Source organism: Paenibacillus bouchesdurhonensis (assembly GCF_900155685.1).
Lineage (GTDB): Bacteria > Bacillota > Bacilli > Paenibacillales > Paenibacillaceae > Fontibacillus > Fontibacillus bouchesdurhonensis.
This window is the reverse complement of record NZ_LT732548.1, coordinates 1198088-1213271: the sequence shown is the minus strand read 5'-3', so window position 1 is coordinate 1213271 and position 15184 is coordinate 1198088. Positions and strand designations below refer to the sequence as shown.

Sequence of the window (15184 nt, the reverse complement as noted above, 5' to 3'; positions counted from 1 at the left end):
AATTTTATATCATCGAATCAGTTTTGACATTATCAAAATAGGTCTGTTTTTCGGTATAAATGCATGATAGCTCTCAAGTAGCAAACAGCCCTTTTCACGCCAAATAAAAGAAGCCTGCTTCCTCCCTGAGCAGAAGGGATCAACAGGCCTCTCTATAATTCTGTTAAACACAGTGCAATCTGTTAAGCACACGCAAGATGGAAATGCGAATTACACGCCGAGCCAGCTTTTGAACATATGCTTAGTCGTTGCCTTATTCATCTCTGCAATGGACGTGGTAAGCGGAATGCCTTTCGGGCAAGCGCGCACGCAGTTCTGCGAGTTTCCGCAGCCCTCGATTCCACCGTCTCCCATCAGCGCATCCAGGCGCTCCTCCGCGTTCATTTCGCCCGTTGGATGCGCATTGAACAGCCTTACCTGCGAGATCGCTGCCGGGCCGATGAAATCGGTCTTCTCGTTCACGTTCGGGCACGCCTCTAAGCATACGCCGCACGTCATGCATTTGGACAGCTCATACGCCCATTGACGCTTCTTCTCCGCCATGCGCGGGCCTGGCCCCAAATCGTAAGTTCCGTCGATCGGAATCCATGCTTTGACGCGCTTCAGCGCATTAAACATACGACTGCGGTCAATGACGAGATCCCGCACGACCGGGAACGTCTTCATCGGCTCCAGCCGAATCGGCTGCTCCAAATTGTCGATCAATGCAGCGCAAGCCTGACGCGGCTTGCCGTTAATCACCATCGAGCAGGCACCGCATACTTCCTCCAGACAGTTGGAATCCCAACATACCGGAGCCGTGTCCTTACCGTTCAGATTTACCGGGTTACGCTGAATTTCCATCAAGGCACTGATGACGTTCATGCCAGGACGGTAGTTCAGCTCGAACTCTTCCGTATAGGGAGCCGATTCCGGCTTGTCTTGGCGCGTAATAATAAACTTTACCTTCTTGGCCGCTGTTTCCGCAATTGCCATGACATTCCCCTCCTATTTTTCCTTCGAATAGTCGCGAATCCGCGGTGGAATTAAAGATACATCCACTTCTTCATATGAGATTTCCGGGCCGTCCGGCGTCCAAGCCGCCTTCGTCGTCTTCAAGAACTCTTCATCATTGCGCTCCGGGAAGTCCGGCTTGTAATGGGCTCCGCGGCTCTCGTTGCGAAGAAGAGCACCTAGCGTCATCGCTTCTGCCAGCTCCAGCATATTCCACAGCTGACGGGTAAATGCCGCGCCGGCGTTGTTCCAGCGGGACGTATCATTAATGTTGATATTTTGATATCGCTGCTTTAGCTCTTTGATTTTGCCGATCGTAGCTTCGAGCTTATCGTTGTGGCGCACAACCGTCATATTATCGGTCATCCACTCACCTAGCTCCTTATGGATGACATAGGCATTCTCCGTGCCGTCCATCGCCAGCAAGCTTTCAAACTTGTTCTCCTGAGCCTTGCGATTTCTTTCAAATACAGCAGAGCTGATATCCTCAGCCGATGTCTTCAACCCGCGAATATATTCGACCGCCTTCGGCCCGGCGACCATGCCGCCGTAAATCGCCGAGACCAGCGAGTTGGCTCCAAGCCGGTTCGCCCCATGATATTGATACTCGCACTCACCCGCAGCAAACAATCCCGGGATATTCGTCATTTGGTTGTAGTCGACCCACATGCCGCCCATGGAGTAATGCACTGCCGGGAATATTTTCATCGGAATTTTACGAGGATCATCCCCCATAAATTTCTCATAAATCTCAATGATTCCGCCCAGCTTAATGTCAAGCTCTTTCGGATCCTTATGGGACAAGTCGAGATATACCATGTTCTCGCCGTTAATGCCCAGCTTCTGCTCGACACAGACGTTGAATATTTCCCGAGTAGCGATATCTCGAGGCACCAGGTTGCCGTACGCCGGATATTTCTCTTCGAGGAAGTACCAAGGCTTGCCTTCTTTGTAAGTCCAGATCCGTCCCCCTTCACCACGAGCAGATTCCGACATGAGGCGCAGCTTATCATCCCCCGGAATGGCTGTCGGGTGAATTTGAATGAATTCCCCGTTCGCGTAATGAACACCTTGCTGATACACGGCACTCGCTGCAGTACCTGTATTAATGACCGAGTTCGTCGTTTTTCCAAAAATAATACCCGGGCCGCCTGTCGCCAAAATAACCGCATCGGATGCAAAGGTAACGATCTCCATCGAGCGAAGATCCTGCCCTACAATACCGCGGCATACGCCTTCGTCATCTAGAACGGCAGACATGAATTCCCAGTTCTCGTACTTCGTAACCAATCCCGCTGCTTCATAGCGCCGAACCTGTTCATCGAGCGCATACAGCAGCTGCTGGCCCGTCGTTGCCCCGGCAAACGCCGTACGGTGGTGCTTCGTACCGCCGAAACGGCGGAAATCAAGCAAGCCCTCCGGCGTCCGGTTAAACATAACGCCCATCCGATCCATCAAGTGGATGATGCCCGGAGCCGCTTCGCACATCGCTTTAACCGGCGGCTGATTCGCAAGGAAGTCTCCGCCGTACACCGTATCGTCAAAATGCTCCCAAGGGGAGTCACCTTCACCCTTCGTATTAACGGCGCCGTTAATACCGCCCTGCGCGCAGACGGAGTGTGAACGCTTGACCGGAACTAGCGAGAACAGATGCACCTGAATTCCGGCCTCCGCTGCTTTGATCGTAGCCATGAGCCCCGCAAGCCCGCCGCCTACGACAATAATGCTTTGTTTAGCCATATATGTTTCAACTCCTAAAAGTTTTGTACAGCGTTACTACATCAGTTCATTTATCAATCCTAGCCAACGAACGACTTCAGCGTTTGCAGCATAGCCGTTCCTTCCGCGGCAAATTCTACGTTGCGGAATGCAAACAACGACCAGACGAACATCACGGACACGATCACAAACAGACCCATGAAAATGTTCGAAGAAACACGCTGCGCACGAGGGCCGACTGTAATTCCCCAGCTAACGAGGAAGGACCACATGCCGTTGGCAAAGTGGAACGAAGCCGCGATCACGCTGATAAAGTAAATAATAAAGAAGATCGGCTGCGTAACGATGCCATGCATAACTGCGCCAAGCTCCTCATGTGTTACATTACCCAATGCAACTTGTACACGAGTCTCCCAAACATGCCAAATTACGAACGCAAATACGATGACACCGCTAATCCGCTGAAGCAAATAACGCAAGTTTCGTTCATTGCGAAATCTTCCATTGTTCGGTTTGGCCTGAAATGCGATATACATACCGTATACGCCATGATACAGCAGCGGCAGCCAAATAAATAACGCTTCGATAACAATAACAAGCGGCAGACTATTCAAAAATGCAACGGCATCGATGAATCCCTGCCTTCCGCCTTCAACGGCCGAAAAATTCGTGAGCATGTGTTCCAGAATAAAAAATCCTAATGGAATGACACCCAGGAGCGAGTGCAGCTTTCTGGAATAAAACCCTTTCATAAGTGCGTGTTCCCCTTTCTCGTTTCCATCGTTCCCATTTCATTTAATGACATCATTCACCATCGGTCGCCAGGATTGTATATGATAAACCCCACTTTCAACGACCTGATTCCCATGTGATTTTAATAACATGTGAACATCTTGTGTCACTTTCAATGTTACTCCTTTTTATCTTATAATGGAATTGCAATATACGTATTAATCGTTATAACATTTGCGCATAAGCATGTGCAAGCATAAAGATTCTATATCATTAGGCGATCACTATAAGAAATCATGCTTTTTCAATATAACTATACATTTATTACTCGGAGGGATGTTCTCTATGATGGAAGATTTACTCGTATTCACCACGGTCGTCGAGCAATCCAGCTTGAACAAGGCTTCAAAGCTGCTGAATATATCGCAGCCGGCATTATCGCGCAGAATAACCAAACTTGAGGAAGAATGGGGCGTGGCTCTGTTTGACCGCAAAGGCAAACGGCTGGAACTGACCCGGGTCGGCCAGGAGGCTTATATCTACGCCTTGGAGCAGCGCCAGCGCCATCAGCAATTTCTGCAATCAGTCTCCCGTTTCAAGACGGCCGAGCGCAGAGTCGTTACGCTTGGGGCAAGCCTGACGACGATTCAGACGACCCTGCCCCCCCTGGTCACTGCTCTAATGAACAAATCGCCGGACATCGAAGTGAAGCTCGTGACAGGCAAAACTCATGAGATCGTCTCCTATGTCCGCGACAAAAGGGTAGACCTTGGCGTTGTCGCCTCATCCATCTCCGAGCAGGGCTTGAAGTGTATCCCCCTGTTTCAGGATCACCTGGAGCTCGTTATCCCGAAGAGCCATACGCTAGCTGCCGGACGGCCTGCCACTATGGAGGATTTGAACGGCCTGCCCATGATCATTTTCTCGAAAGGGACATGGTACCGAAAGCTGATCGATGACCTCTTTGGCCGCTACAGCATTATTCCGGACGTGCGAATGGAGATCGACTCCTTTGAAGCGATCGTCCGTCTCGTGCCGACGTGCCGGGCTGCTGCCCTGCTGCCGCAATCCTATCTGAGACCCCAGTTGCTGAAGGACAATGAACTTGTAGCCCTACCCATGAAAGAGCTGGAGCAAACGCGCCGAGAGACTTGCCTGATCTATAGCAGCAGCTCGGAGCTGACCCACGAGACCAAAGAATGGATCCAAGATATTAAAGGCAGCCTGATCGATGCCCTGGAGTTGGAGTAGGCAAGATAATAAACGCTGAGCCAGAGCAAGCCAGAACCAGTCAGAACCAACCAGAGCAAATACGGTAGGCTTGACCGCCGTCACGCAAGCGGAACACCGCGCTGAGAGCCGCAAACGGAACACCGCGCTGGGAGCTGCAGGCGATTCACCCTCGCTGGGAGCTGCGCACGGATGAATATAGAATGAATATTAAACTTAGGAACACCTTGAACAAGCCTTGGTAGAAGAGCAAATCCGGGGCTAATCTTTTCTTCTTCGCACTGCGCAAAACTCAAACCGTTGACATCTTAACCCAACGGTTATATGGTTAGTTACATAAGTAATTAACCAAAGTAGGTGTAGGATATGGCCTTTCTAAATGAAGGCGGCCGTCCCATTTTTCAGCAAATTGCGGAGAGAATCGAAGACGACATCATGGAAGGACGACTGTCAGAGGGATCGCAAGTTCCATCGACGAATCAATTCGCCGCTTTTTATCGAATCAACCCCGCTACTGCTGCTAAAGGAGTCAATCTTCTGGTTGACCAAGGGATGCTGTACAAGAAACGGGGGATTGGCATGTTTGTTGCGGAGGGAGCCCGTGCAGCAATTCTAGAGAAGCGGAAGCAGCAGTTTTATGAGCAATATGTTATCTCAATGATCCGCGAGGCTGCAAAGCTAGGCATAACGACCAGGCAACTGACCGAAATGATTATGAAAGGAGAGTCCTGATGCTGGAATACACCTTGAAATGCCATCAATTATATAAAAAGCTGGGAAACATTCAGGCCATTAATGACCTTACTGTCGAGTTTGAACCGAATGCAATCCATGGCTTGCTTGGCCCTAGCGGAGCCGGCAAGACGACACTCCTTTATCTATTATCCGGCCAGCTGTTTCCAGATCAAGGAAGCGTTAAGGCAGGCCAGCATCCCATTCATGAAAATCCGCCCATCGTCTCTAATATATGCTTCGTTAAAGCGCTCGAGCGATCCTGGAGCCAATACAAAGTCAGCGATATCCTGAAGTTTTGTTCCCTGCTGCACCCGGCCTGGGACGCCAAATTCGCCGAGGAACTGCTGCAACAGTTCAGTATTCCTCTGAATCACAAATTCAAGTATTTGTCGCGAGGGAACCAGTCACTGCTCAGTATTGTAAAAGGCCTGGCCAGCCGAAGCCCGATCACACTGTTTGACGAACCGACGCTCGGGCTCGATGCGGAAAAACGGGAAGCGTTCTATGAATTGCTCCTGCGCGATTACAGTGAGAATCCGAGAACTCTGATCCTGTCTACGCATCTAATCGACGAATCCGCCGATCTGCTGCAATATGTCACACTTCTGCAGCAAGGGACGGTCACCGCCCATAAGAGCGTGGAGGAGTTCACCAATCAAGCCCGCTATCTCCAGGGGAGCACGAAGCAACTGGAGCCCTTTCTGAGAGATGCAAGAGTGTTGAACAGAGAGTTTCTCGGTCAGGTAACAAGAATCGCCTGGCTGGGATCCTTGAACAATGAGTCTATTTTAAGAGAGCAAGGAATCAACATCAGTCCTATCCCCCTACAGAAGCTCTTCGTCTATTTAACCCGGGGGGAGCAGCAAATTTCGGAGGTGACTATTCATGAGAGCATTACGTAATCAGATGGCCTTCCATTGGCATGAAAACCGCAAGCGTTTATTCATATTCGGGGCTTTGCTGCTGTTCCTTGATTTTTGGATAATAGCTGGATATGGCATCTATGAACCTGAAAATACGATGCCGCTCGTGGCGAACAATAACTTCTTTGCAATCTCCATTTTTATCATATTAATCACTTATATTACAGCCGCCAATTCGTTCCCCTTGCTATTGGGCAGCGGCTACACGCGCAAACAGTACTTCTGGGGCTGCCTCGCCTATTTCGGAGCACTCGGACTGGCGATCTCCTTTGCACAAACGCTTCTTATGCTGGCACTGCAAGAGCTGCTTCCGTTACTGGGCTTCCATCTGGACGGCTACATCACTTCTTTCGGCCCGATGTGGTATTCGCAGTTTGCGGCTTATTTCCTGCTCACTATGATGTTTTTCCTGCTGAGCACCTTGCTGTATCGATACGGTTTATTCTGGGGCGTGGGATTAATCGCCGTCTACATATTCAGCTTAGATGCGTTTCGAGCGGACAACCCTACCCTGATCGATGCGACAGCCATGACTTTAGCTGATGTCCTCCCGCCGCATTTCGCTTGGGCAGCCTCCTTGCTCACTGCCTTAATCTGCTGGTTGCTATACCGCAGCGCCGAGGTGAAGACCTTCTAAACTGCACACGGTAGATCATAGCTAGAGAAGCACTTATCACGGCATACTCCTTCCAACCACCCTGCCCTGTTGAGATCAATGCTCGACCGACCAATATTTTAAGACAAAAAAAGCTGCATCCTCAGCCCCTGCGGCCGTTTTGCAGCTTCCTTTTTCACTTCAGTGAAATGTTACTCGCTTTCGTTTATCGCAGCTTCGAATTTATCTATGCTCTCATTAGATCCGATCAGCACCATAATATCCCCGTCATCAAGCATGTCCATTGCCGTAGGCGCCACAATGACTCCCGTATGCTTATGAATGGCAACGACGCTGCAGTTGTAATTCACACGAGGATTAATCTCTCCCAACGTTTTTCCGACAAGGCAATCCGGTACCCTCAGCTCCACAATGCTGTATTCCTTCGACAGCTCGATATAATCGAGCAGATTTGGCGTAACAAGCTGATGCGCCACGCGAACCCCCATATCCCTCTCCGGGAAAATAACCCGATCCACGCCGAGCTTCTCCAGCGCGCGACCATGCAGCACGGAGATCGCCTTGGCTACCACCGTCTTGATGCCCAAATCTTTAAGCAGAATTGCGGACAGTATACTCATCTGAATATCGCTGCCGATCGCCACGATTCCGCAATCGAAGTTACGGACGCCAAGGGACTTCAGCATCTCCTCATCTGTAGCATCAGCCACCACGGCATGAGTTAAATAGGAGCTCATGTCGTCGACCAGCTCCTCATTCAGATCGACACCAAGCACTTCGTACCCTAGATCCATCAACTCCAGGGCTAGACTAGAGCCGAATCGCCCTAAGCCGATCACCACAAACTGCTGCTTTTTCATGGAATGGTCAGTCTCCTATCCTATAATCATTTTCCCTTCGGGATGGCGATACAACTCTTTCCCCTTTTTCGGACCAAGCGCATAAGCCAGCGTTAATAGACCCAGCCGGCCGGTAAACATCACAAAGCACAGAATAATCTTGCCGATATCAGTCAGCTCCAGCGTCAGCCCCATCGACAATCCTACCGTAGCAAAGGCGGACGTCGTCTCGAATAAAATACTCAGGAAGCTGGCGTCTTCGGTCGTCGACAGCACCATTGCCACCGCAATGATGAGGAACAAGGCCAGCATTGTAATCGTCACTGCTTTGAATATCCGCTCCTGGGTAAGACGATAACGAAACAATACCAAGTCATTGCGTCCGCGAATCATGGAGATGACCGCCCCCACGAGAATCATAAACGTCGTTGTCTTGATCCCGCCGCCGGTCGAGCCGGGAGATGCTCCGATGAACATCAAAATGATGATAAAGAACTGCGAGGCTTGGCGAAGCGCACCGATGTCCACCGAGTTTGCCCCCGCGGTTCTCGACGTCACCGATTGAAAGAACGAGCCCCATATTTTCCCGCTCCAATCCAAGGAACCCATCGTTTTCGCATTCGTAAATTCAAATATAAAAATAACTACAGCCCCAACGACGATAAGGGCGCTCGTCATAGATAACACCACTTTGGAATGCAGTGACAGCTTGCGGCTTCGGCGGAAATCCACAAGCTCGGACAGAACGATAAAGCCCAGCCCGCCCGATACGATCAGAAACATCGCTACGAAATTAACTAGCGGATCGTCCACATACCCCGTCAGGCTGCGATACTCCCCGAACAAATCGAACCCGGCATTATTGAACAGAGAGACCGCATGGAAAACCCCGTAATAAGACGCTTGTCCGAGAGGCATATCGAAGGCCCAGCGAATCGTAAACAATACCGCGGCACTAGCCTCAATAATCAATGAGTACATAAGTACCTTCCGAATAAGACGCACGATGCCTTCCATCGAATTTTGATTCATCGCCTCCTGCAGCAGAAGACGATCCCGCAGCGAAATGCGCCGTTTGAATACAAGAGAGAACAGGGTTGCCATGGTCATGAAGCCGAGGCCCCCGACCTGAATAAGTGTCATAATGACGATTTGGCCAAATGTCGTAAAGTAAAGCCCCGTATCCCGAACTACAAGTCCGGTCACACAAGTAGCTGAAGTAGCCGTGAACAGCGCATCCGCAAAAGGAAGCGGCTCCCCGGTTGTATTGGCCAGCGGCATCATAAGCAGCAGGGTTCCTGTCAATATAATGGCCGCAAAGCCAAGTACCAATATACGCGGAGGAGTTAATTTTAACCACTTGGACAGCATCGTGTTCACCTCGTCTTCCTTCAGCATTCCCACTATCGTTTACTCTATTAATATGGACACTATGACAAAAGAAAAAAGCACTGGAAATCGAGAGTGCCTTTCGGTTATGGTTCCTGTTGCGATCTTTTCATTACTTTCATTTCATTTTCATTCCATCTCTATGAATTGGATTATAAGCTTAATTAACGCTCACCACAAAGCTTGATTAACCCGAAATACCATGAAAATAACCTTTACTGCCTGAAACATGGCTTACCACCCTTCATTCTCTGAGCCATGCTGTATTTTTACAGGGTTATTGCGTAATCTCTGCCCTTTTCCAGTCCCATTCTGGCGATTGCCTGAAGCTTATGGTATCTTTACTTTGATATCCATTTACATTATTGCAAAGGGGTTTTTGAATGTTCTCAGTCTTTTCGTCAACAGGACGAATGCCGAAACGCAATACCGTTCGGGTGTTGGCCGCTGTAGGTCTCCTCGTGTTTCTAGCTCTGCAGGTTGTTTTGCCGATGACCGCCCCGGAGTCGTTAGAGCAAATAAAGAAGACGATCACGAAGCAGCAGGCAGCCGAAATAGCTGCCGAATTTTCCAGCTCCACGCTGGAGACACCCGTTCACTTGGACAATGCCCTGGTTACATATGAAACTCGATCAGACATATATGGTTATTTATCCAAGGAAAGCCTGATGAAAACTTATGCAGATACTTATAGCGAGCAATTTCCTTTAGAGGTATTTCGGGTTCGCTTCGAGCACCCTAATGAAATGTTTAACGCCTTAACAGTAGACGTCAACATGTATGGCGGGCATGTCGCAGGTTTCGAGCGTATCCAGGCCAATAGCAACGCTACTAAAGATTTGCTTCTGAAGCAAGGCATGGAGAGCATCGAGAGCTTGTTGATACTCGAAGGCAGCTTGACGCTGGAGGATAAGGAACGATTGGCTGAGCCTTACCTGAAAGCATTCGGCTTCGATCCTGCCAAGCTGCAACTGCACAGCACCGGGAACGAGCTTGGCCTTACCTTCGAGGTTTCCGGATATGAAGTGGGTCAATCCCATGCACTTATTCAATTCAGTTATGAAAATGGAGATGTCTCCTCCCTACAGTCCTATTTCGAGCCTCCGTCTGTCCACATGGACTATGTGAAGGGGCAGAAGAAGCTGGCCAACTGGTTCACCTGGGCAGGCTACGCCCTGTTCACCTTTGTACTTGGCATATTGGCTATCGTCTACAGTGTGAAAACACGTCCATTTTCTTCCTTTTTACGCGGTTTGGCTCTATCCTCCATCTACTTTATATTTTCGATGGTAGGAGCGATAAATATGCTTCCTATGCTGCAAGTAGAGGGAATGGGAATCGGCATCCTGATCGTGGGCTTCGTAATTCAAGGCGTTCTCACGCTGCTCATCGCCGCTTCGATCTACTTCTCGCTGGTCGGGGGAGATGGATTGTGGCGAAAGCAAGGAATCAATCTGTGGGCGCGCGCCAAAGAACCGGAGTATGGACGGCATGTCTTGTCCTCCATGCAAAACGGCTATTTGTGGGCAATGATTCTGCTCGGCACGCAATCGGTCATCTTCTTGCTGCTGGAGCGGGTGTTCGGCACCTGGTCCACGACCGATGCCTCGCAATCGGCATACAACATGATCTATCCCGCCCTTTTCCCTCTGCTTGCCTGGGTGGCGGGGATTGGCGAGGAAGCGGTTTATCGCTTATTCGGCATTCCGATGCTGAAGAAAATTTTCCGCAGCACATTCATTGCCAGCTTATTATCGTCTATTATTTGGGCGTTCGGACATACCTTATATCCCATTTATCCTGTCTATTCCCGCCCGATCGAGCTTGCGATTATCGGCTTAATGTTTAGCTTCGTTTTCTTGCGCTATGGCTATATTACCGCCATGTTCACGCATGTCATCTTCAACAGCATCCTAATGTCGCTCAGTCTCATGCTGATGGGCGGAGCGCTGAACTGGTCTGCTGGTATATTCTATATCGTGCTGCCGGCGATCGTCGCGTTCGTTATTTATCTATTCAACCCGCCGGGCCGGACGAGGAGCATCCCCCCGTTACAACAAAAAGAAGAGGAGCCGCTGCTTACGACTCCTCATCCCGAAGGGCATTTATAATTTGCTCGGCGAGCTTATCGCCGATCGACAGAGGCCGGAAGTCTTCGACGGAGGCCTCTTTTATTTTTTTGAGCGAACCGAAATGCTTCAGCAGCATTGTGCGCCGCTTCTCCCCGATGCCCGGTATCGCGTCGAGGCGGGAGGCAATCATCGATTTTCCCCGCTGCTCGCGGTGGAATGTAATCGCAAAGCGATGCACCTCATCCTGAATCCGCTGCAAGAGATAGAACTCCTGGCTGTCGCGCGGCAGTTGTATCGGCTCCGGCGGATCTCCCACCATAAGCTGGGCAGTCTTATGCTTGTCATCCTTGACGAGACCGCATACGGGAATGAACAAGCCGAGCTCATTCTCCAGCACATCGATCGCTGCTGAGATCTGTCCCTTCCCGCCATCCACGACGATCAAATCCGGCTGCGGCAGATTTTCCTTCAGAACCCGCTCGTACCTGCGGCGGATGACTTCCCGCATCGTCTCGTAATCATCCGGCCCCTCGACGGTACGAACTTTGTACTTACGATATTCTTTCTTCGCTGGCTTTCCATCAATAAACACGACCATCGCGGATACCGGATTCGTTCCCTGGATGTTCGAGTTGTCAAAAGCTTCAATACGCGACAGCGACTCAAGACCAATCGCAAGGCCCAGGTTCTCGGCCGCTTTCAAGGTACGCTCTTCATCTCGCTCAATAAGCCGGAACTTCTCCTCCAGAGATACTCTGGCGTTCTCCTCGGCCATCCCGATCATTTGCCGCTTTAGACCGCGCTGCGGCACATGCGTCTTGACCCCAAGCCATTGCTGGAGCTCCACTGCTCCGTTAATCGCGTCCGTGGTTGCGTCCGTAGCTGCATCCGTCATCGCGTCTGTTGCTTCGTCCATTTGAAGTCCCGGCGTTGAATCCGTTGCTTCGTCCGTTATTGCATCCCTCGGCGCTTCCACCGCTTCCTTAGAATTCAAACCTGCCTCCGCTGTTTTGCCGGACGGCTCCGCCGGAAGTAGAATTTCCTGAGGCAATGCGGGATTATCGCTATAATACTGGGTCACGTACGACAGAAAATCCTGATAAGCCTCGCCATAGAATGGAAAGACCGACGCATGTCTTTCGATCATCTTCCCTTGGCGCATATACAAGATTTGCACGCACATCCAGCCCTTATCCACCGCATAACCGAACACGTCGCGGTCTTTGGCGTCGGCCATCGTAATTTTCTGCTTCTCCATGAGCGCATCGATATTCATGATTTGATCGCGCAGCTCTTTCGCTCGTTCGAAATACAGCTCCTCCGCCGCCTCCTGCATTTTGCGCTGCAGCTCTTTCTTGATTTCTTCATGGCCGCCGCTGAGAAATGAATGAATCTCTTGCGTAATTTCATCGTATTTCGCCTGAGTCACCTCCTGCACGCAGGGTGCCATGCACTGACCCATGTGATAGTATAAGCAGACCTCTTTAGGCATGACGTTGCACTTACGCAATGGATACATGCGATCAAGCAGCTTTTTGGTCTGTTGGGCCGCATAGGCATTAGGATAAGGGCCGAAATACTTCGCTTTATCCTTGAGCACACGCCGCGTAACCTCCAGCCTAGGATGGGGCTCGTTCGTAATTTTCAGATAAGGGAATGTCTTGTCATCTTTGAGCAGGACATTGTACCGCGGATGATGCGTCTTGATCAAATTACATTCCAAAATGAGTGCTTCCATATTGCTGGCGGTAACGATATATTCAAAATCGCGGATTTCCGAGACGAGCCGCTGGGTTTTGCCGTCATGGCTGCCTGTAAAATAAGAACGCACGCGATTTTTCAGCACTTTGGCCTTGCCCACGTAAATGATCGTTCCCTCTTTGTTCTTCATTAAATAACAGCCCGGCAAATCCGGCAGAAGAGCCAGCTTATGGCGGATATTCTCCAGCGCCTTCTCCTGCTCCTGCAGTTCATTAACCGATCTATTCATGTCTAGTCCCCTCCTCTCCCATGGTCTTACAACTAAGATATAACATAGAATGTCTTCGGAATAACATAGAAAACGCCCCCGGAAGTTCCGGAGGCGTGTGAAAGCACTTATCAACGCATCAATCTCTTATTGGTGCTTAGCGATGAGGCTTTTCAGAGCATCTTTAGAGTTCAAACCGACGACTTTATCGACCGGTTGTCCGTCTTTGAAGAGGATGAGTGTCGGGATACTCATCACGCCAAAGCGGGAAGCTGATTCTGGGTTATCGTCAACGTTTAGTTTGGCGATTTTAACGGAATCACCTACTTCTGCAGCCAGCTCATCCAAGATCGGAGCGATCATTTTACAAGGGCCGCACCAAGGAGCCCAAAAATCAACCAGGACTGTCCCTTTGCTTTCCACTTCACTATTGAAAGTTTGATCGGATACGTTAACGATTGCCATATAAATCTCCTCCTTCATGTTAGGGCACGTATAACACATGTCATTGAACATGATTTGTGTCATTCATTTGAACAATGCGCTAAAAAAAGCGTCATTCAAAGTATACCACAAATATATAGCAAATGAAAAATCGTAGTCCTTGCTTCTTCTTTACAAACTGTTGAACGTTTGGTTATACTAAGAATAACCCAAAACTGTTTTGTCTATGACGTATTTCATTGATAAATATAATTTTCTCGAGGAGGCCCATCGCCATGGACGCAAATACGCACGTAAATGATCCGCGGGAGCATATCAACGAAGAGCCGCGCAATGATTTGTTTGACCTGATGAACGGTTTTTTCGGCATGCTGACGCTAATGGCTGTCATTTTCTTCGGCATGGTCATTTTTAAATTTTTTGCCGGTTAATGATTTTCAGCACATAACGGCTTACGGGGATCCTCGGAAGGCTTATACATAAGGAACCCTCCGTCAAAAATAAGAATAGCAGGCCGGGAGCTTCAGCTCCTAGCCTGCTATTCTTATTTGGTCTTCATACCTTACTTCTGCCCCCGCTTATTCACGCCGCGCACTTGCACTATCTCTACGAACGGAGCGATCCGATCCATCAAGCGCTGGCCTTTATGAATCTCCTCTCCATCTTTGCTCGTAAAGCTAAGATGCTTCTCCAGTCCGCTAAGCGAATAATTCGATGTATAAAAGGTCGGCTTCCGATTCATACGAAAGTTCAAAATCGAACCCATCACATGGTCTCGAACCCAAGGATTTAGGTTCTCAGCGCCGATATCGTCGAAGATGAGCAGGTCTGCCTGCTTCATGATTTCGACCGTTTCCTTCAGCTTCTGATTGTCCTGGAACATGGATTTCAAATCCTCTACAAATTCGGGCATATACACGATAACCCCGGAATATCCCGCCTTGGCCAGCTCATGCAAAAGATAGCACATCAGAAATGTCTTGCCCGTTCCGAAATGGCCTTCCAAGAACAGACCGCGAGGCGATAAACCGCTCTCCTTCACCTCGTTAATGTATTGGAATATCCGGCTGACCGCCGGGGCTCGCTCCCGATCCTTCCCCATAATTTCCACTTCGCTATAGCCTTCCTCCAGAGCCCGCTCATCCACGTAAAAGCTATGGATGCGTTTCTTGATCGCGAGCTCTCGTTCCCTCTGGATCTGCAGGTTGCAGGGAACTTGCCGATCATTGATCGTCGCAGTCCCATGTAGCGATTCGACCGTTAGCTTCGTATAGTGTCCGGGAAAATCATTCGGGCAGCGTTCGAGTCCTGGACAGCTCTCACAGTGACGCGAAGTCTGCACATATTGATAGAGCTTCGCCATATTCAGCGTAAGCTGCCTATCGCTTAGCTCTGGATGACGAGCTCTTAGCTCCAGCACGAGCGGATCGCTCATCAGCTTCGCCGTCAATTCCTCCGAGCGTCGGCGAAGTCCCGGACTTTTCATCTGTGACAGCAGTTCCCCGAGTGATTCCATAAGCTAA

General features: G+C 49.8%; 14 protein-coding genes. 6 read left to right on the top strand and 8 right to left on the bottom strand.

The features are described from left to right. Positions 1–210: 210 nt before the first annotated feature. From sdhB to CZ379_RS10030, 3 genes are read right to left on the bottom strand one after another with little or no spacing between them, the layout of a single operon-like run. Complete coding sequence (sdhB, locus tag CZ379_RS10040) at positions 211–975, bottom strand: succinate dehydrogenase iron-sulfur subunit (RefSeq protein ID WP_199925554.1); 765 nt, start codon at positions 973–975, stop codon at positions 211–213. A 12-nt stretch (positions 976–987) separates the two neighbouring features. Beyond that, complete coding sequence (gene sdhA, locus CZ379_RS10035; protein WP_110931504.1) at positions 988–2733, bottom strand: succinate dehydrogenase flavoprotein subunit; 1746 nt, start codon at positions 2731–2733, stop codon at positions 988–990. A gap of 59 nt (positions 2734–2792) precedes the next feature. Then, positions 2793–3464 carry a succinate dehydrogenase cytochrome b558 subunit gene (locus tag CZ379_RS10030; RefSeq protein ID WP_110931503.1) on the bottom strand — a complete coding sequence of 224 codons (672 nt, stop codon included), beginning with the start codon at positions 3462–3464 and terminating at the stop codon, positions 2793–2795. Between the two features lie 325 nt (positions 3465–3789). Here CZ379_RS10030 and CZ379_RS10025 point away from each other — a divergent pair, with 325 nt between their 5' ends. The 4 genes from CZ379_RS10025 to CZ379_RS10010 all read left to right on the top strand — a co-directional run bounded on the left by CZ379_RS10025 (position 3790) and on the right by CZ379_RS10010 (position 6969). Continuing rightward, complete coding sequence (locus tag CZ379_RS10025) at positions 3790–4695, top strand: LysR family transcriptional regulator (protein WP_110931502.1); 906 nt, start codon at positions 3790–3792, stop codon at positions 4693–4695. 345 nt (positions 4696–5040) lie between these two features. Further along, positions 5041–5406: a GntR family transcriptional regulator gene (locus CZ379_RS10020; RefSeq protein ID WP_110931501.1), complete on the top strand. Its 366-nt coding sequence runs from the start codon at positions 5041–5043 to the stop codon at positions 5404–5406. Then, positions 5406–6311, top strand: a complete 906-nt coding sequence (locus tag CZ379_RS10015) for an ATP-binding cassette domain-containing protein (protein ID WP_110931500.1) — start codon at positions 5406–5408, stop codon at positions 6309–6311. Before CZ379_RS10020 ends, CZ379_RS10015 begins: the two co-directional genes overlap by 1 nt. Continuing rightward, a complete protein-coding gene (locus CZ379_RS10010) occupies positions 6295–6969 on the top strand; it encodes a hypothetical protein (RefSeq protein ID WP_110931499.1) in 675 nt (224 codons plus the stop codon). The genes CZ379_RS10015 and CZ379_RS10010 overlap by 17 nt, the downstream gene beginning before the upstream one ends. Positions 6970–7139: 170 nt before the next feature. Here CZ379_RS10010 and CZ379_RS10005 read toward each other — a convergent pair whose 3' ends face one another. Beyond that, positions 7140–7808 (bottom strand): potassium channel family protein, encoded by a 669-nt coding sequence (locus tag CZ379_RS10005; protein ID WP_110931498.1) that lies wholly within the window; start codon positions 7806–7808, stop codon positions 7140–7142. A 15-nt stretch (positions 7809–7823) separates the two neighbouring features. Further along, positions 7824–9158, bottom strand: coding sequence for a TrkH family potassium uptake protein (locus tag CZ379_RS10000; RefSeq protein ID WP_110934305.1), 1335 nt, complete (start codon positions 9156–9158; stop codon positions 7824–7826). A gap of 401 nt (positions 9159–9559) precedes the next feature. Here CZ379_RS10000 and CZ379_RS09995 point away from each other — a divergent pair, with 401 nt between their 5' ends. Then, on the top strand, positions 9560–11287 hold the full coding sequence (locus CZ379_RS09995; protein ID WP_110931497.1) for a CPBP family intramembrane glutamic endopeptidase: 1728 nt from the start codon (positions 9560–9562) through the stop codon (positions 11285–11287). Here CZ379_RS09995 and uvrC read toward each other — a convergent pair. Together uvrC and trxA are read right to left on the bottom strand one after the other, a co-directional pair. Continuing rightward, positions 11256–13238 carry an excinuclease ABC subunit UvrC gene (uvrC, locus tag CZ379_RS09990; RefSeq protein WP_110931496.1) on the bottom strand — a complete coding sequence of 661 codons (1983 nt, stop codon included), beginning with the start codon at positions 13236–13238 and terminating at the stop codon, positions 11256–11258. The genes CZ379_RS09995 and uvrC overlap by 32 nt on opposite strands. A gap of 126 nt (positions 13239–13364) precedes the next feature. Next, entirely contained in the window at positions 13365–13682 is a 318-nt protein-coding gene (trxA, locus tag CZ379_RS09985) for a thioredoxin (RefSeq protein ID WP_110931495.1), read from the bottom strand. A gap of 254 nt (positions 13683–13936) precedes the next feature. Here trxA and CZ379_RS09980 point away from each other — a divergent pair, with 254 nt between their 5' ends. After that, complete coding sequence (locus tag CZ379_RS09980; RefSeq protein ID WP_110931494.1) at positions 13937–14092, top strand: YqzM family protein; 156 nt, start codon at positions 13937–13939, stop codon at positions 14090–14092. Between the two features lie 131 nt (positions 14093–14223). On the opposite strand, the gene dnaI is transcribed toward CZ379_RS09980, so the two are convergent. After that, complete coding sequence (gene dnaI, locus CZ379_RS09975) at positions 14224–15177, bottom strand: primosomal protein DnaI (RefSeq protein WP_110931493.1); 954 nt, start codon at positions 15175–15177, stop codon at positions 14224–14226. Positions 15178–15184 lie beyond the last annotated feature (7 nt).